16 protein-coding genes are annotated in these 17,066 nt (G+C 71.8%); 11 read left to right on the top strand and 5 right to left on the bottom strand.

Annotation, left to right across the window (positions count from 1 at the left end):
- On the bottom strand, positions 1-353 hold a 353-nt coding region (locus tag ABZZ20_RS23665), incomplete at its 3' end, for an acetyl-coenzyme A synthetase N-terminal domain-containing protein (RefSeq protein WP_356872635.1).
- A gap of 184 nt (positions 354-537) precedes the next feature.
- Complete coding sequence (locus ABZZ20_RS23660) at positions 538-2,937, bottom strand: SulP family inorganic anion transporter (RefSeq protein WP_356872617.1); 2,400 nt, start codon at positions 2,935-2,937, stop codon at positions 538-540.
- A gap of 233 nt (positions 2,938-3,170) precedes the next feature.
- On the opposite strand from ABZZ20_RS23660, the gene ABZZ20_RS23655 reads away from it, so the two are divergent.
- Entirely contained in the window at positions 3,171-4,481 is a 1,311-nt protein-coding gene (locus ABZZ20_RS23655; RefSeq protein ID WP_356872615.1) for a hypothetical protein, read from the top strand.
- On the opposite strand, the gene ABZZ20_RS23650 is transcribed toward ABZZ20_RS23655, so the two are convergent.
- Positions 4,435-5,475: an ATP-binding protein gene (locus tag ABZZ20_RS23650; protein WP_356872613.1), complete on the bottom strand. Its 1,041-nt coding sequence runs from the start codon at positions 5,473-5,475 to the stop codon at positions 4,435-4,437. The genes ABZZ20_RS23655 and ABZZ20_RS23650 overlap by 47 nt on opposite strands.
- 109 nt (positions 5,476-5,584) lie before the next feature.
- On the opposite strand from ABZZ20_RS23650, the gene ABZZ20_RS23645 reads away from it, so the two are divergent.
- Positions 5,585-6,406: an oxidoreductase gene (locus ABZZ20_RS23645; protein ID WP_356872611.1), complete on the top strand. Its 822-nt coding sequence runs from the start codon at positions 5,585-5,587 to the stop codon at positions 6,404-6,406.
- A gap of 460 nt (positions 6,407-6,866) precedes the next feature.
- On the opposite strand, the gene ABZZ20_RS23640 is transcribed toward ABZZ20_RS23645, so the two are convergent.
- Positions 6,867-7,703 carry an HAD-IB family hydrolase gene (locus ABZZ20_RS23640; RefSeq protein ID WP_356872633.1) on the bottom strand — a complete coding sequence of 279 codons (837 nt, stop codon included), beginning with the start codon at positions 7,701-7,703 and terminating at the stop codon, positions 6,867-6,869.
- Positions 7,704-8,276: 573 nt separating this feature from the next.
- Here ABZZ20_RS23640 and ssd point away from each other — a divergent pair.
- The 7 genes from ssd (at position 8,277) to ABZZ20_RS23605 (ending at position 13,239) form a co-directional block, all read left to right on the top strand.
- Positions 8,277-9,419: a septum site-determining protein Ssd gene (ssd, locus tag ABZZ20_RS23635; RefSeq protein WP_356872609.1), complete on the top strand. Its 1,143-nt coding sequence runs from the start codon at positions 8,277-8,279 to the stop codon at positions 9,417-9,419.
- Positions 9,416-10,564 carry a TadA family conjugal transfer-associated ATPase gene (locus ABZZ20_RS23630; RefSeq protein ID WP_356872607.1) on the top strand — a complete coding sequence of 383 codons (1,149 nt, stop codon included), beginning with the start codon at positions 9,416-9,418 and terminating at the stop codon, positions 10,562-10,564. The genes ssd and ABZZ20_RS23630 overlap by 4 nt, the downstream gene beginning before the upstream one ends.
- On the top strand, positions 10,561-11,445 hold the full coding sequence (locus tag ABZZ20_RS23625; RefSeq protein ID WP_356872605.1) for a type II secretion system F family protein: 885 nt from the start codon (positions 10,561-10,563) through the stop codon (positions 11,443-11,445). Before ABZZ20_RS23630 ends, ABZZ20_RS23625 begins: the two co-directional genes overlap by 4 nt.
- Complete coding sequence (locus ABZZ20_RS23620; RefSeq protein WP_356872603.1) at positions 11,445-12,218, top strand: type II secretion system F family protein; 774 nt, start codon at positions 11,445-11,447, stop codon at positions 12,216-12,218. The genes ABZZ20_RS23625 and ABZZ20_RS23620 overlap by 1 nt, the downstream gene beginning before the upstream one ends.
- Positions 12,219-12,339: 121 nt before the next feature.
- Positions 12,340-12,537, top strand: coding sequence for a DUF4244 domain-containing protein (locus ABZZ20_RS23615; protein WP_356872601.1), 198 nt, complete (start codon positions 12,340-12,342; stop codon positions 12,535-12,537).
- The gene (locus ABZZ20_RS23610) at positions 12,524-12,901 is read left to right on the top strand and encodes a TadE family type IV pilus minor pilin (RefSeq protein WP_356872599.1); all 378 of its coding nucleotides are present in this window, start codon (positions 12,524-12,526) and stop codon (positions 12,899-12,901) included. Before ABZZ20_RS23615 ends, ABZZ20_RS23610 begins: the two co-directional genes overlap by 14 nt.
- Positions 12,898-13,239 (top strand): Rv3654c family TadE-like protein, encoded by a 342-nt coding sequence (locus ABZZ20_RS23605; protein WP_356872597.1) that lies wholly within the window; start codon positions 12,898-12,900, stop codon positions 13,237-13,239. The genes ABZZ20_RS23610 and ABZZ20_RS23605 overlap by 4 nt, the downstream gene beginning before the upstream one ends.
- A 229-nt stretch (positions 13,240-13,468) precedes the next feature.
- Here the strand turns inward: ABZZ20_RS23605 and ABZZ20_RS23600 are convergent, their stop codons facing one another.
- Complete coding sequence (locus ABZZ20_RS23600) at positions 13,469-15,922, bottom strand: DEAD/DEAH box helicase (protein WP_356872595.1); 2,454 nt, start codon at positions 15,920-15,922, stop codon at positions 13,469-13,471.
- Positions 15,923-16,003: 81 nt separating this feature from the next.
- Between ABZZ20_RS23600 and bldG the strand changes: the two genes are divergently transcribed.
- Together bldG and ABZZ20_RS23590 are read left to right on the top strand one after the other, a co-directional pair.
- Positions 16,004-16,345 (top strand): anti-sigma factor antagonist BldG, encoded by a 342-nt coding sequence (bldG, locus tag ABZZ20_RS23595; protein WP_007264942.1) that lies wholly within the window; start codon positions 16,004-16,006, stop codon positions 16,343-16,345.
- A gap of 122 nt (positions 16,346-16,467) precedes the next feature.
- Positions 16,468-16,908, top strand: coding sequence for an ATP-binding protein (locus ABZZ20_RS23590; protein ID WP_356872592.1), 441 nt, complete (start codon positions 16,468-16,470; stop codon positions 16,906-16,908).
- Positions 16,909-17,066 lie beyond the last annotated feature (158 nt).

Raw genomic sequence — 17,066 nt, 5'->3', positions numbered from 1 at the left:
AGGGCGACGCGGTCGCCGTTGCCGGCTTCGACGTGGCGGTCCACACAGTTGTAGGCGACGTTCAGCTTGCCGTCCGCGAACCACTTCGCGAAGGGTGGGTTCGACCAGTCGAGCGTCTCGGTCGGCTCGACCTCCCAGGTCAGCCGTCGGGCCTGCTCGGCCCAAAAGCCCAGCCGGTCCGCCTCGGCCTCGGCGTAAGCAGCCCGTGTCACATTGGCGGCGGCGGCCAGATCGGCAGGCGGTGCGAACCGCCGCTCCTCCTTGAGCAGATTGGCCAGGCTTTCATTGCTCACGACATCTCCCTTTCCCAGGGTGTCCGTTGTGTCCCCGGGGCATAGCTCATCAGGCGGCAGCCCATGTGACAAGGGGTAACCGAAAATTGGTTTAGACCTATATCACAGCTGGGTCCATGCGAAGAGTGGCCCCTTCCCGCTGCAGGGTGCGGGAAGGGGCCACTCTGTGGCACGGATACCGGAGGCTATCGGTTCGGTCATGCCCTTGATCCAGATCGGCCGATCAGGGCGATTCGGCCACCCTTCAGGCGTGTTGTCCGACGCTGTCGAAGACCCGGCAGTCGTAGAAGTCCTCGCCCTCGGACAGCAAGTACGCCTGCGCCTCGCCCACGTGGAAGTACATCCCGTGCAGTTCCAGCGTGCCCTCGGCGAGCCTGCGGGCCACCGATTCATGGGCCCGCAGGTGCTCCAGCTGCTGCACCACATTGGTCAGGCACAGCTGCTCCACGGCATCCGCCGGGAGCCGGCCCGCGATCCGGGCCCAGGCGTGGTGGCGGCTGCGCATCCGCTCCAGGCTGGGCAGTCCGTGCCGCAGCCAACGGCGCAGCGGGGTCATCGGTGCCCCGGGCGTGGAGCTCAGCAGCGCCTGCATCGCTCCGCAGCCCGAGTGCCCGCACACCGTGATGCTGTCCACCTGGAGCACGTCCACGGCGTACTCGATGGCTGCCGCGACCGAGTCGTCCGAGGCCTCCGCGCCCGGCAGGGGGACCAGGTTGCCGACGTTGCGGACCGTGAACAGGTCGCCCGGGCCGCTGGCCGTGATCATGCTGGTCACCAGGCGGGAATCCGCGCAGGTCAGGAAGAGCTGCGAGGGCCGCTGCCCCTCCCGGGCCAGCCGGGCCAGTTCGTCCCGGACGTGCGGCGCGGTGTCCCGCTGGAAGGCGCTGATTCCGTTGGCCAGTTGGCCGGCGCCCCGGCGGCGGCGCCGGGCCGGCGGCTCCGCGGTCTCCATCGCGTCGGGGGCCGGGGCCGCGCCGGGGATCGTTCGCTCGGCCGCCGGCCGGTGGTCGCAGTGGTTCATCCACGGGGTCCAGGGGCGGCAGCAGTGGTGCCCGCCGCGCTGGGCCCGGTCACCGCGGTCCGCCCCGCCCATCCGGGTGGTGGAGCGGCCGGCGACTTCCACTGAGCCGCCGTGGGCCAGGTGGGAGTCCTGCCAGTCGTGAAGCGTCTCGTACGCCGCATGGTCCATGAACGAACCGTCCAGCTCGACCACGACGCGCCCGCCGGGCGGGATCTGGTTGAGCACCCGGCTCAGGCGCGGCACCGCGAGGAAGGTCAACTGCCCGCGCGCCCACACCCGGTGGACCCCGTCGTTCAACTCCACTGTGATCCGGGTCCGGGCCAGCCGGTGCAGGGCGGTCGCGACGGCCACCGCGATGCCGATGGCGACCCCCAGCAGGACCCCGCCGAGCACCACCGCCGCGATCGTCGTCACGTAGACCGCGACCTCGCGGTGCCGGGTGACGGTACGCAGGTGTGTGGCGCTCACCATCCGCACGCCCAGCGCCATCACCAGAGCCGCAAGCGCCGCGAGCGGGATCAGGTCGAGGACCGGGACGAGCAGCCCGGCCGCGAGCAGGATCCACAGCCCGTGCAGCATGACCGACCGACGGCTGACGGCCCCGGCCTTGACGTTGGCCACGGTGCGGACGGCCCCGCCCGCGATGGGCAGCCCGCCCAGGGCTCCGGAGAGGATGTTCGCCGCGCCCTGTCCGCGCAGTTCACGGTTGAGGTCGGCGCGCGGCGGGCGGTTGCCGGTACGCCGCTGGGAGGCGATCAGCTTGTCGGTGGCGACCGCGGACAGCAGGGATTCCACGCTACCGACCAGCGTGACCGTCAGGACGGCCGCGATGATGCCGAGGACGGGGCCCTCGGGGAGCTCGGGCAGGGCGTGGTTGCGCCAGGACGGCAGGTCCACCCGGGGCAGGGTGAGCCCGGCCAGCGCGGCGAACGCCGTGGCCGTGGCGGCGGCGGCCAGCGCGGCCGGCACCTTGCGCAGGGCTAGCCCCGCCCGCCCGGGCAGCCGCGGCCAACCGAGCAGTACGGCCAGGGTCAGGACGCTGATGCCGAGCGCGGCCGGGTGCAGATCGGCCAACTGGGCCGGCAAGGCCTTGACGTTGGCGACGGCGGAGCTCTGCGGCGTGCCGCCGAGGACGATGTGCAGCTGGGCCAGCGCGATCGTGACGCCGACGCCCGCGAGCATGCCGTGCACGATGGCCGGACTGACCATGAGCGCCGACCGAGCGGTGCGCAGCGCTGCCAGCGCGAGCTGGCAGCAACCGGCGAGGACGGTGATGGCGCAGGTGGTGCGCCACCCGTAGCGCTGGACCAACTCGGCGGTGACGACGGTGAGTCCGGTTGCCGGTCCGCTCACCTGGAGGGGGGTGCCGCCCAGGCGCCCGGCCACGATCCCGCCGACGGCCGCGGCGACCAGGCCCGCCTGGAGCGGGGCGCCGGTGGCCAGGGCGATACCGAGGGAGAGCGGCAGGGCGATCAGGAAGACGGTCAGGGAGGCGGACAAGTCCGCGTGGAAGTCCGCGCGGTGGCTGTTGCGCGGCGTACTGCCGCCGGGCGGGCTGCCCGGCTTGCCGGCGGCCTGGCTGCCGAGCTCTTCGGCGGGATGCGTGGGGGAGGTGGCTGTCATAGGTCCCGTCTCCTCGGGGGAGGTGTGAAGCGGCGGGAGTCTCAACACTCAGTAAATGAAAGGTAATGGAGAGTAAAGGCATGTGGTGGGCAATACGGGCAAATGGCCTAGAAATTAGCACGCAAGAGTGATTAAGCATTTTGTACGGCTTGTCACATCATCTTCACGGCGGACCGCATGGGACGTTGCGGCGTGGAAGACCCGCGATGGAACTGCGAGGGAGAGGTGGACGGATGATCGCCGCCACGAAGAAGATCGCCGGCGGCCTGGTCGCCACGGCGCTGGTGCTGGGCGTCGCCGGGTGCGGCACCTCGGAGCCCGTCAAGCCTCCGTCCCCCGGTATGCCGAACGGCAAGAAGGGAGCCGCAGCCCCGGAGGCTCCCGGCAGTGTCGAGCGGCTCATCGGCGACGGCTCGACCGCGTACACCGGCCCGCAGCCGAACGTGCAGAAGCCGCAGAAGCTCAAGCCGGGCGAGAAGCCGCCGCAGTTCGTGGTGTTCTCCTGGGACGGGGCCGGCGAGGACAGCCAGAAGCTCTTCTCGCACTTCCGTGAGGTCGGCAAGGAGTACAACGCCCGGATGACGTACTTCCTCAGCGGTGTGTACATGCTGCCTGAGGAGAAACGTTTCCTCTATACGGCCCCTCAGCACGAGCCCGGCCGCTCCGACATCGGCTTCGGTGACCTCCAGGGCATCAAGGACACCGCCACGCAGGTTCGCGCGGCCTGGCTCGAAGGCAACGAGATCGGCACCCACTTCAACGGCCACTTCTGCGGCCCCGACGGAGGCGTCGGAACCTGGTCCGTGGCGGAGTGGAAGAGCGAGATCAACCAGGCCAAGTCCTTCGTCAAGAACTGGAAGACCAACACGCCGGACCTGAAGGGCCTGGAACCGCTCCCGTTCGATTACGACAAGGAGCTCATCGGCGCCCGCACCCCCTGCCTCGAAGGGCAGAAGAACTTCATGCTGGCGGCCAAGGAGATGGGCTTCCGCTACGACTCCAGCGGCATCAGCAAGCAGATCTGGCCGAAGAAGACCGACGGCCTCTGGGATCTTCCGCTGCAACTGGTGCCCATGCCGGGCCGCGCCTTCGAGACCCTGAGCATGGACTACAACTACCTGGTCAACCAGTCCGGGACGACCACCCAGGGCGACCCCTCGCAGCACGCGTACTGGGGTGAGCAGATGCGTGACGGCCTGCAGCAGGCCTTCGACCGGGTCTACCAGGGCAACCGCGCACCCCTGATCATCGGCAACCACTTCGAGTCCTGGAACGGCGGCACCTACATGAAGGCCGTCGAGGAATCCATCAAGTCGATGTGCACCCGCAAGGAGGTCCGCTGCGTGCCGTTCCGCGAGCTGGTCGACTGGCTGGACGCGCAGGATCCGAAGACCCTCGAGTGGATGCGCAGCCTCGACGTGGGCGAGGCGCCCAAGGAGGGCTGGACGAAGTTCCTGACGGCGGGGCCGCCGGCCAAGCCGGCCGCCCCTGACGCGGTCAAGCCGGCTGCGGAGCCGACCGAAGCGGATTCGAGCGAGGACTGACGAGGTCCGAGGCCGTCGGACCGCCGCCGGAGCCCTCCCGCAGGACGAAATCGGGGTCGACCTGGGCAGCCAGGTCGGCCCCGGTCTTGGCGTTGCCCCAGCTCTCCGCGTTGCGCAGGTGGAAGTGCACCATCTGCTCGGTGTAGCGCTCCCAGTCGCGGTGGGCGTACGAGTCGTCGGCCGCGTCCTGGAGCGCCTGGAGGGCGAGCCGGTTGCTCGCCTCGAGCAACTCGAAGGCGGCCGGGCGGCCCTTCTCCATTGCCCGCACCCAGTCGGAGTGGCCGACGGTGACCAGGAGGTCCTCGCCGACCTCGTCCTGGAGGAACTCGATGTCGTCCGTGCCCTGCACCTTGTTGCCGATGACCTTGAGCATGACCCCGAAGTCCCGCGCGTACTCCTTGTACTGGCGGTAGACGGAGATCCCCTTGCGGGTCGGCTCGGCGACCAGGAAGGTCACGTCGAAGCGGGTGAACATGCCCGAGGCGAAGGAGTCCGAGCCGGCGGTCATGTCGACGACGACGTACTCGTCCGGTCCGTCAACGAGGTGGTTCAGGCAGAGCTCGACCGCCCCGACCTTGGAGTGGTAGCAGGCGACCCCGAGGTCCGACTCGGTGAACGGACCGGTGGCCATCAGTCGTACCGGCTCCCCGTCGAGCACCACCGTGCGCGCGCAGGCTTCGTACACCGGGTTGTCCTCGGTGACCCTCAGCAGGCGGGAGCCGGCGCCGGGAGGGGTGGTCTTGATCATCGTGTCGGCGGAGGAGATGCGCGGGTTCGAGCCCCGTAGGTACTCCTTGATCAGGGGCAGGTGTGCACCGAGGGCGGGCAGGGCTGCGGCCTCGTCCTCGCCGAGTCCGAGGGCGGTGCCCAGGTGCTGGTTGATGTCGGCGTCCACCGCGACGACGGGGGCTTCATTGGCGGCGAGGTGGCGGATGAAGAGGGAGGACAGGGTCGTCTTGCCGCTGCCGCCCTTTCCCACGAAAGCGATCTTCATGTTCACCAAGCGTAGCCGCTTCGTCGCTTTGCGTGGTGCGGGTAAGTGAAGAAGACCACTCCAAGGAGGGGTCGGTGTCGGGGGCGGGAACTGCGTAGGCTCCCTACTTATGAGTAGCGCTGACGACCCGCTGGCCGCCCTGGGTTCACTCCCCGGCGTCGCCGACTCCGTGGATTCCGTACGCAAGGCAGTGGACCGTGTCTACGGGCACCGGGTGATGCGCCGGCGCAGCGGGGAGATCACCTCGGAGGCCGCCCTGCGAGGCGCCCGGGCGAGCGCGGCGCTGTCCGGTGCGGACTGGGCGCTGGAGGAGGTCCGCCGGCGGACCGACTTCGGGGCCGAGGTGGAGGCCCGTACGGTCGGCGCCGCGCTGCGCCTGACGGCGGAGGCGGGGCAACTGCTGAGCATCTGGCGCCAGTCGCCGTTGCGGGTACTGGCGCGGCTGCACCTGGTGGCTTCGGGTTCGACGGCCGACGGCGACGTGGTGGGCCGCCCGCGCCTGGCGGGCGAGTCCGTGGACGAGCCCTTGATCGACCTGCCCCTGCCGAGCGCGGAGGAGGTCGCAGGCCGGCTGGACGGCCTGTCCCGGCTGATCATCGCGGGTGGCTCGGCTCCGGCCCTGGTCACGTCGGCGGTGGTGCACGGGGAGCTGTTGGCGCTGCGTCCGTTCGCCTCGTACAACGGACTGGTCGCCCGGGCGGCGGAGCGGATCGTGCTGATCAACAGCGGGCTGGACCCGAAGGCGATCTGCCCGGCGGAGGTCGGCCACGCGGAGCAGGGGCGGGACGCGTACCTGGCGGCCTTCGAGGGCTACGTCTCCGGCACCGCGGAGGGGATGGCGGCCTGGATCGCGCACTGCGGCCGGGCGATCGAACTGGGCGTCCGCGAGTCGACGGCGGTCTGTGAGGCCTTGCAGCGCGGCGCGGCCTGACCGCCCCGCACGCACAAGGTTGCGGCGACACCGTCTTGCTCCGGTGTCGCCGCTGGCACTTGCGCCCAGTTACCAAGCGTCCTCGATAGTTGCCCATCAGGTCGGGAACTTTGCCCGTCACCTGGTGCGGCTGGCCCGTAATCGACGGGTCGACGTCGCGTGGGTGCTCGGCGTTCGTGCTTCGGTCCGTGGGCCTTACTGCGTTTTAAAGATGATCCTCTCGGATGTTCTTTGGTCTCGCGGGCCGTTGACTCCTTTGTACTCCGCTTCCGAGACAAGCGGAACCCCTGACTATTTTTTTTACTTTCCTGGTCACGGTGGGGTGAATCGGACAGCCTGCAAACCCGCAGTTCAAAGCCCACGACCCGGCCCGCGCGGCCCGACGACGGCGGGGTCCGGGGCCGCGGCCCCCGCCGTCCCGCCGGGGGCCGCACGGGCCCTGTGGGTGGAGCCGGCTGGTTCAGACGGACGTGACAGCGGCCAGCGCGCTGGCCCGTCGCCGACTCGCGTACCAGACCAGCCCGGCGGTTGCCGCAGCCGCCCCCACCGCCGCCGCGGCGACCAGTGCCGGTCGCGCGGGCATCGAGAGCCCGGGCAGCCGCTGCTTCAGCCGCACCGGGCGGTTGAACACCAGCACCGGCCACTCCCGCGCCACCGCCTCGCGGCGCAGCGCGCGGTCGGGATTGACGGCGTGCGGGTGCCCGACGGCTTCCAGCATCGGGATGTCCGTCACCGAGTCGCTGTACGCGTAACACCGCGAAAGGTCGTACCCCTCGGACTCCGCGAGCTCGCGCACGGCCTCGGCCTTGGTCGGCCCGTAGGCGTAGTACTCGATCTCGCCGGTGAAGCAGCCGTCCTCGCCGATGACCATCCGGGTGGCGACGACCCGGTCGGCCCCGAGCATCTCGCCGATCGGCTCGACGACTTCCGCGCCGGAGGTCGAGACGATCACCACGTCGCGGCCCGCTGTGTGGTGGGCCTCGATGAGGGATGCGGCCTCGTCGTAGATCAGCGGGTCGATGAGGTCGTGCAGGGTTTCGGCGACGATCTCCCGCACCTGCTGGACGTTCCACCCCTTGCAGAGCGCGGAGAGGTACTCCCGCATCCGCTCCATCTGATCGTGGTCGGCGCCGCCGACCAGGTAGATGAACTGGGTGTACGCAGTGCGCAGCACGGCACGGCGGCTGATCAGGCCGCCCTGGTAGAAGGACTTGCTGAACGTCAGAGTGCTTGACTTCGCAATGACCGTCTTGTCCAGGTCGAAGAAGGCTGCGGTGCGGGGCGACGAGTGCGGCAAGGGCTGGATTTCCACGCCCCGAGCATATGCGCCCACCATTCGGCGTAAGGTGTGGCGCGTGGGTTTGCCTGAGAAGGCTCTCGGGTACACCATGGAAGTCACGGATCGTTCGCGACCGTGCTAACCCGGTCTGGCTCCTCCCCCCCCGAGTCGGACCGTGGGGACGACCCCCGCTCTCCCCCCCGGCGGGGGTCGTCGCATGTCCGGATGCGGTTCGCGTCCCTACCTTCGGCCCCAAGTGACCATTCCTGCGGCCTTCCTGCCCTTGGCGGGCCCTGCGTGGCCCAGGCCGGCACCCTTCAGACTCGTAACGGTGTGTAGTTGTCCCACCGCGCTCTGAAGCTCATCCGCTGGGGTGACGGAGTTATTCACAACGCTCCCGTTGTCCACGGTTTTCGAGCAAGATCCACTTCTTTTTCCGGATCACTGCACGGTGATTCCAGCCGTGAAGTCCGCGGTGCTGGGATTTGTCGTGAGAAGGGGGCGGAGATCGTGGCTGGATCGAAGTCATGTGAAGTGCCGGATCGCGTGGAAGCGGCCGGAATCAGGCCATCGACTCCGGTGAGTGGGGCGATGAACGCAGGCGGGCGCCCGCTGATCGTCACCGAGGACCCGCTGCTGCTCGACGATCTGCTGCGGCTGTGCGCGGCTGCGGGAGCCGAGCCGCATGTGCACCACGCAGTGCCCGAGCAAAGCGGAGGCCGTGGTGGTGGAAGCGACGGGAGGGGCGGAGGCGATGTTGCGGCTGCCGCCCCGGCGCGCGGGAGCGTCGGTTGGGAGTCCGCGCCGCTCGTGCTCGTGGGGGACGATGCCGCCCGCCGGGTGCGTGGCGCCCCGCGCCGCGCCGGCGTACTGCTCGTCGGCCGGGACCCGGACGACCCGCTGGTGTGGCAACGGGCGGTGGAGATCGGCGCCGAGGAGGTGCTCCGACTCCCCGACGCCGAAAGCCGGCTCGTGGACCGCATCGCCGATGTGGTGGAAGGGGCCGGGAAACCGGCCCTCGCCGTCGGGGTGATCGGCGGGAGCGGCGGCGCCGGAGCGTCCACCCTCGCGTGCGCACTCGCCCTGCGCGCCGCCCGGGCCGGGGAGCGGACCATCCTCATCGACGGAGACCCGCTCGGCGGCGGGATGGACGTGCTGCTCGGCGGTGAGAACGCCGAAGGGCTGCGCTGGCCTGACTTCGCCGGCTCGCGGGGCCGGGTGGGCGCCGGAGCCCTGGAGGAATCCCTGCCGGAGCTGCATGCGCTCCGGGTGCTCAGCTGGGACCGCGGGGACCGGGTGCTGGTACCGCCCGCGGCGATGCGCTCCGTGCTGGCCGCCGCGCGCCGCCGGGGCGGGGTTGTGGTGGTCGACCTGCCGCGGCGGGTGGACGAAGCCGTGGCCGAGGCGCTGGCCCAGCTGGACCTGGTTCTGATGGTGGTGCCGGGCGAACTGCGGGCGGTGGCCGCCGCGGGCCGGGTCGCGGCCGGAGTGCGGATGGTGGCCCGGGACGTGCGCGTGGTCGTACGGGGCCGCTGCCCGGGCGGGCTCGAAGCCGAGGCGGTGGCCGAGCTGCTGGGGGTGCCGCTCGCCGGCGAGGTACCGCTGGAAGTGGGCCTGCCGGGGCGGATCGCCGAGGGGGAGCCGCCGGGTGGGCAGGGCCGGGGGGCGCTGGCCCGGTTCTGCGACGGCTTCTGGCGGCAGGCGCTCGGCTCCGCCCAGGGGGTGGCGGCATGAGCGCGGTACTCCTGGACGCGGTGCGTCAGCGGCTGGCCGAGAGCGGGGCGGAGCCGACCCCGGCCCGGGTGGCGGCTGCTCTGCGAGCACAGGGCCGGCTGCTCGGGGATGCGCAAGTACTGGGTGTCGCAGCCGAGTTGCGCTCCGAACTGGTCGGCGCCGGCCCGCTGGAAGCACTGCTCGCCGACCCTCAGGTCACCGATGTCCTGGTGGCCGCCCCGGACCGGGTCTGGGTGGACCGGGGCGGAGGACTGGAGCTGACCGGGGTCACCTTCGGCGACGCTGACGCCGTGCGCAGGCTCGCCCAACGGCTGGCCGCCGTCGCGGGCCGACGCCTGGACGACGCCCGGCCCTGGGTGGACGCCCGGATGTCCGACGGCACCCGGCTCCACGCCGTACTGCCACCGGTGGCGGTCGGCTCGGCCTGCCTGTCGCTGCGGGTGGTGCGGCCGAGGGCGTTCACGCTGGAGGAGCTGGTGGAGGCGGGCACCCTCCCGCCCGGCGGGCAACGGCTGCTCCGGGACATGGTCGAGGCCCGGCTCTCGTTCCTCGTCTCCGGCGGGACCGGCACCGGCAAGACCACTTTGCTCAGCGCCCTGTTGGGGCTGGTCGGTTCCGGCGAGCGGATCGTGTTGGCCGAGGACTCGGCCGAGCTGCGCCCCGACCATCCGCACGTGGTGCGGCTGGAGACCCGCCCCGCGAACCAGGAGGGGGCGGGACTGGTGACCCTGGCGGATCTGGTCCGGCAGGCACTGCGGATGCGGCCGGACCGGCTGGTGGTCGGCGAGGTCCGGGGCGCCGAAGTAGCGGATCTTCTGGCGGCTTTGAACACCGGGCACGAGGGCGGGTGCGGCACCGTCCATGCGAACGCCGCCGCGCACGTCCCGGCCCGGCTGGAGGCGCTCGGGACGGCCGCCGGACTGGACCGGGCCGCCCTGCACAGCCAACTGGCGGCCGCTCTGACCCTGGTCGTCCACCTGGTCCGGGACCGGGCCGGGCGGCGCCGGGTGGCCGAAGTGCACGTGTTGGAGCGGGACGCCGCCGGGCTGGTGGTCACCGTACCGGCACTGCGCTATTCCGCGCAGGGGTTCGTCCGGGAGCGAGGCTGGGAACGGCTGAGCCCGCTGCTGCGGGGTGCGCGGTGAACGGCGCGGCAGCGGTGCCGGTTCCGGTGTTCGCCGGAGTGCTGTGCGCAGGGACGGCCGCCTGGGCCCTGGCGGGCGGAGACCGGGTGTCGCGGCGCGCGCGGGCAGTGCTGGCCGGTGGTGGGGCCGTGGCGCTCCGGGGGCCGGTGCGCTGGGAGCGTCTGGTGATCGCGGTGCGGGTACGGGCCGCGCGGTGGCGGGAGTGGTCCTGCCTCGGGGCCGGGCTCGTGGTCGCACTGCTGGGCGGGTCGGTGGTCCCGCTGGTGATCGGCGCGGCGGCGGTACCGCTGGTGCGGCGGTGGCTGCGGGTCCGGGAGCGGGAGCGCGAGCGGGGTGCGCGGGCAGCCGAGGTGATCGCGCTGTGCGGAGCGGCGGTGGGCGAGCTGCGGGCCGGGGCCCAGCCGGGGCAGGCGCTGACCGCCGCGCTGCGACGGACGACCGCCGGGCCCGGTGGGCCGGGGCCGGCCGAGGCGGCGGTGCTGGCGGCAGCGGCCTTCGGCGGGGACGTGCCGACGGCGCTGCGACAGGCGGCGGGGGAGCCCGGCGCGGAAGGGCTGGCCGGGCTGGCCGCCTGCTGGCGGATCTCGGTGGACGGCGGCGCTGGTCTTGCCGCCGGACTGGACCGGCTGGAGGGGGCGTTGCGGGCCGAGCGGGACCGGAAGGAGGCGCTGCGGGCCCAGTTGGCGGGGGCGAGATCGACGACGGCGGTGCTCGCCCTGCTGCCGCTGGTCGGCCTGTTGATCGGCACGGGGCTCGGGGCGGATCCGCTCCGCGTACTGCTGCACACCCCGGTCGGGTGGGGCTGCCTGCTGGCGGGCGGCGTGCTGGAGGCGCTGGGACTGCTGTGGTGCCGGCGGATCGTACGGACGGGGGAACGGTGATGGGAGGCTTCGCGATCCACAGGCTGGGGACGATGGTGTGCCTCGCGCTGGCGGTGCTGTGCACGGCCTCGGCGGTGGCTGCGCAGCTCAGGGCGCGGGCGGCCCGGCGCAGGATCGCTGCACTGTTGGGGGCGGAACCGGAGCGGCGGGCCATGGTGTTCGGGCCGGGGGCGCGGGCCGCGGTGACCGTTTGGGTCGGCCCGATCGGGGCGCTGCTGGCGGCTTGGGTGCTGGTCGGCGGGGTGGTGGGGGTGCTGGTCGGCGGTGCGGCGGCGTTCGGGGTTCGACGCCTGCGCAGGGCCCGGCCGCCGGCCGGGGTGGATGCGCGGGAGGTGGAGCGCCAATTGCCCTTCGCCGCTGATTTGTTGGCCGCTTGCCTGGCGGCCGGGGCCGGGCCGGTGGAGGCCGCCGAGGCGGTGGGGGAGTCCTTGGGCGGGCCGGTGGGCGAGCGGCTGGCCCTGGCCGGGGCGGAGCTCCGGCTCGGTGGTGAACCGGGCGCCGCGTGGGGGAGGTTGGCGCAGATACCGGATGCCCGGGCTCTCGCCGAATGCCTGGAACGAGCCGCCCGGACGGGGGCCCCGGCCGCGGAGCCGGTCTCCCGCCTGGCTACGGCCCTCAGGGAGGACCGTGCCCGGCAGGCCGGTGCCCGGGCACAACGGGCGGCGGTGCTCGTCACCGCACCGGTGGGGCTGTGTTTCCTGCCCGCGTTCCTTGCCGTCGGAGTGGCCCCGGTGGTGATCGGAATGGCTTCCGGCCTTCTCTCGGGCACCTGAAGTCACGGCATGAACTCAGGCATCAGGCGGTGTGCGGAATCACCACTGAAATCAAGACTGAATCACGACTGAGATCACAGCTGAGAAAACGTCAAGAACCTAACTCCATCAGGAGGTTGTCATGAGGATCATCTGGCTTCGGGTGCGGTCGGCACTGAGCGGTCGCGCCGGCGATGCGGGGATGTCCACTTCCGAATACGCCATGGGAACGATCGCGGCGTGTGCATTCGCTGCCGTCCTGTACAAGGTGGTAACGAGCGACGTGGTCTCGTCGGCACTTCAGTCGACCATCGGGAAGGCGCTCGATGTGCCGTTCTGAGCGAAATCCCCGGCCGGTCGGAGATCGGGGGTACGTCACGGCGGAGGCAGCTTTGGTGATCCCCGCGCTGGTTCTCTTCGCTGCCTTGCTCGTGTGGGCGCTGATGGCGGCGGCTGCGCAGATCCGGTGTGTGGACGCGGCCCGGGCAGGCGCCCGGGCGGTGGCCCGGTCGGAGCCGCCGGGCGTCGCAGTGGCTGCGGCCCGGGCGGCAGCCCCGCCGGGAGCGGAGGTGGGGTTGGAGCGGGAGGGAGACCTCTGGCGGGTCCGGGTGACGGCGCCGGCGCCCGGCCCGGGCGGGCTGCCGGTGCGGCTCGGAGCGCAGGCGGTGGCCCTGGCCGAGGACAGTGTGGGGCCGCCGCCATGAACCGGGACCGGGGTTCGGCCACGGTGTGGGCGGCGTTGGTGGCGACGGTGCTGGGAGCTGTGTTCGGCGGTGTGCTGCTGCTCGGCCAGGCCGTCGTCGCCCGCCACCGCGCGGCGGCTGCTGCCGACCTGGCGGCCCTGGCGGCGGCGGTGACCTGGACGCACGGTCCGCAGGAGGCCTGCACCGCGGCCCGCCGGGTCGCCCGGGCCCAGCGGGCCACCCTGACGGCCTGCACCCTCCATGGCGAGGTGGCCGACGTGACGGCCCGTCCCGCAACGGGCCCGTTCGCCCCGAAGATGAGCGCCCGAGCGGGGCCACCGCTCCCGGACACCGGATGAGGGGCAGCCCTCGTACGGGGCCGGCCGACGGGAAGGGGACGGAGCGGGCCGGTCGGTCGAGGTCCACAGGAGCGCCCCGTTCCGCGGGTCGGAGGGGCGCGCTGACGGTCGGCCCGGGGCCGGTGCCGGCCGCGGAACCGAGGAGCGACCGTTCGTCCGCCACGTCCAGATCTCCGAACCAAGCCGGCGGGTCGCGTACGTGGGCCCGGACCGGGCTTCTGCGAGGCGCTCAGGTCGGCGGGGCCTCGGAGAGGAGGCGGGTGAGGAGCCGGATCGCGCCACGTTTGTGAAGGGGGTCGTTGCCGTTGCCGCACTTGGGGGACTGGATGCAGGACGGGCAGCCGGCATCGCATTCGCAGGAGGCGATGGCGTCGCGGGTCGCAGTGAGCCAGGCGCGGGCCGTGTGGAAGGCGCGCTCCGCGAAGCCGGCGCCGCCGGGATGGCCGTCGTAGACGAACACGGTGGGGAGGAGGGTGTCGGGATGCATCGGGACGGAGACGCCGCCGATGTCCCAGCGGTCGCAGGTGGCGAAGAGCGGGAGCAGACCGATGGAGGCGTGCTCGGCGGCGTGCAGGGCGCCGCCGAGGATCTCCGGGTTGATCCGGGCCTCGTCGAGCTGGTCCTCGGTCACCGTCCACCACACGGCCCGGGTGCGCAGGGTGCGGGGCGGCAGGTCCAGCTTGGACTCGCCGAGCACCTCGCCGGTGATCAGTTTGCGGCGCAGGTACGAGACGACCTGGTTGGTCACCTCGACGGAGCCGAAGCAGAGCCGGGCCGGGCCCCAGGGGATCTCGGTCTCGGTCTCCAGGACGGAGATGGAGGTGGTGTCGCGGGCGGTGGTGGAGAAGGGCGGGCTGGACTCCTCGACCAGGGCGACGGAATCCTCCAGGTCGAGGTGCTTCACCAGGTACGTGCGGCCCTGGTGGAGGTGGACGGCCCCGTCGTGGACGGCTGTGTGGGCCGCCGACTCGTCGACCGTGCCCAGCAGGCGCCCGGTGGCCGCCTCGACGATCTGCACCGGCCGGCCGCCCTCGCCGCGGATGTCGGTCAAGTCCGAGGCCCGCTCCCGGCGGGTCCAGTGCCAGCCCGTCGCCCGGCGGCGCAGCAGCTTGGCGCCCTCCAGTTGGGGGATCAGCTCGCGGGACGCCGGGCCGAACAGGGCGAGGTCCGCATCCGTCAACGGGAGCTCGGCGGCGGCTGCGCACAGGTGCGGTGCCAGGACGTACGGGTTGTCCGGGTCGAGCACCGTGGCTTCCACCGGTTGGCGGAACAGGGCCTCCGGATGGTGGACCAGGTAGGTGTCGAGGGGGTCGTCCCGGGCGATCAGCACGGCCAGGGCGCCCCGGCCCGAGCGGCCGGCTCGGCCCGCCTGCTGCCACAGGGAGGCCCGGGTGCCCGGGTATCCGGTGATCAGCACGGCGTCCAGGCCCGAGACGTCCACGCCCAGCTCCAGGGCGGTGGTGGCGGCCAGGCCGAGCAGCTCGCCGGAGTGCAGGGCCCGCTCCAGGGCGCGGCGCTCCTCGGGCAGGTAGCCGCCCCGGTAGGCCGCGACCCGCCGGGGCAGGGAGCTGTCCACCTCGGCGAGCCGCTCCTTGGCGATCACCGAGATCAGCTCCGCTCCGCGTCGGGAGCGGACGAAGGCGACCGTACGGACCCCCTGGACCACCAGGTCGGTCAGCAGGTCGGCGGTCTCGGCCGTGGCGGTGCGGCGCACCGGGGCGCCCTTCTCGCCCCGCAGGTCGGTCAGCGGCGGCTCCCACAGGGCGAAGACCACCTCGCCGCGGGGGGAGGCGTCGTCAGCGACCTCGGTGACCGGCACCCCGGTCAGCCGGGAGGCGGCGGCCGCCGGGTCACTCGCGGTGGCGGAGGCCAGCAGGAAGACCGGCTCGGCGCCGTAGCGGGCACACAGCCGCCGCAGCCGGCGCAGCACCTGGGCCACGTGGGAGCCGAAGACGCCCCGGTAGGTGTGGCACTCGTCGATGACCACGTAGCGCAGGGCGCGCAGGAAGGCGGACCAGCGGGGATGGGCGGGCAGGATCCCGCGGTGCAGCATGTCGGGGTTGGTGAGGACGTAGTTCGCGTACTGGCGCACCCATTCGCGTTCCTCGACCGGCGTGTCGCCGTCGTAGACCGCGGGTCGGACGGCGGAGCCGAGCGGCGCTGCGAGATCCCGCACGGCGCGCCGCTGGTCGGCCGCCAGCGCCTTGGTCGGGGCCAGGTAGAGGGCGGTCGCTCCCCGCCCGTTCGGGGCCCCGGCGCCGTCCACGAGGGCGGAGAGCACGGGTGCGAGGTAGGCCAGCGACTTGCCCGAGGCGGTACCGGTGGCGATGACCACCGACTCGCCGTCCAGGGCGTGCTCGGCGGCCGCGGCCTGATGTGCCCACGGATGGTCGATCCCCGCGGCGGTGATCGCGGCTACGACATCCGTTCGGATGCGGTCGGGCCAGACTGCATGATGGCCCGCTCGAGGGGGCAAGTGCTCCGTATGGGTGATGCGCGCAGCACGAGAAGGCCCCCGTGACAACCGGTCCAGAACCGTGCCGGGAGTGGGTCGAGGGTCCTCGGGTGCCGTGGGCCGACCGGGATGGTGAGTATTGGCCATTGGAACCGAGTGTGTCACCGACGTGCGGGACAATGGTCGGAAGGCGTCGTGCGCGCCTGCCGGTAAGTGATTGAATGCCATCGCGGCAGCCAATCCCTCCCCTACCTACGGGTGGGGAGGCCCCTGGGGGGCGCCGCTCGATAGCAAGGTGCTGGAGGATCCGTGGACCTGTCCCTGTCGACTCGCACTGTCGGCGACCGCACGGTCGTGGAGGTCGGTGGCGAGATTGATGTGTATACCGCGCCCAAGCTGCGCGAGCAGTTGGTCGAGTTGGTGAACGACGGCAGCTACCACCTGGTTGTCGACATGGAGCGAGTGGACTTCCTCGACTCCACCGGCCTTGGTGTGCTTGTGGGAGGTCTCAAGCGCGTCCGTGCGCACGAGGGCTCGCTGCGTCTGGTGTGCAACCAGGAGCGCATCCTGAAGATCTTCCGCATCACCGGTCTGACCAAGGTGTTCCCGATCCACACCTCTGTGGAAGACGCCGTCCAGGCCACCGACTGACGGTTCCGCTTCCGAGGCGCCGCGAGGCGCCGAGGAGGAGCTGAGCCGAAGAGGAGCGGGGGCGCGGGCCGAGTGTGGTCCGGGCCCCTGTAAGGCACGCCCGTAGTCCGAGGGGGACGCGCATGGCCACCGTTGAACTGCGCTTCAGCGCCCAGCCCGAACACGTCAGGACGGCCCGCCTCGTCGCGGCCGCCGTGGCGCGGCGGGCCGGGGTGGACGAAGCCGTGCTCGACGAGGTCCGCCTCGCCGTGGGTGAGGCGTGCTCGCGCGCCGTCGGTCTGCACCTCAGCAACGGGCTGACCGCGCCGGTCCGGGTCGTTCTGACCGATGAGGAGAAGGTGTTCTCCATCGAAGTCGGTGACGGGCTGCCCGGACCGGCCGGCGGCCCGGAGGGCGCCGTGTCCGGCATCGATGCCGCCCTGGACCCGGACGTCGACAGCGAGGACGAGATGGGCCTCGCGGTGATCAGCGGACTCGTCGACGACGTCGAGGTGACGAGCAGTGAGTCGGGCGGGACCATCCGGATGAGCTGGCCCGTGTCCAGCGCGTCCGATCTTCCGTAGTTCGGCGGATCATCCGATCGTATTCAAGGCCCTGCCGAGCAGGGCCTTTTTCATGCCCTCAGTGCATTTTCTAGATCGATGATCAGGCGTCAATGCCTTTGCCCCATTACCTCTTTCGAGGGTAATGGAGCGACGCGATCTATTGCTGAGGAGCAAGA

Origin of the sequence: Streptomyces sp. NPDC006430 (genome assembly GCF_040612395.1) — a bacterium.
In the GTDB taxonomy this organism is placed as follows: domain Bacteria; phylum Actinomycetota; class Actinomycetes; order Streptomycetales; family Streptomycetaceae; genus Streptomyces.
The sequence above is the reverse complement of the archived record's forward strand: the minus strand, read 5'-3'. Positions and strand labels throughout refer to the sequence as shown.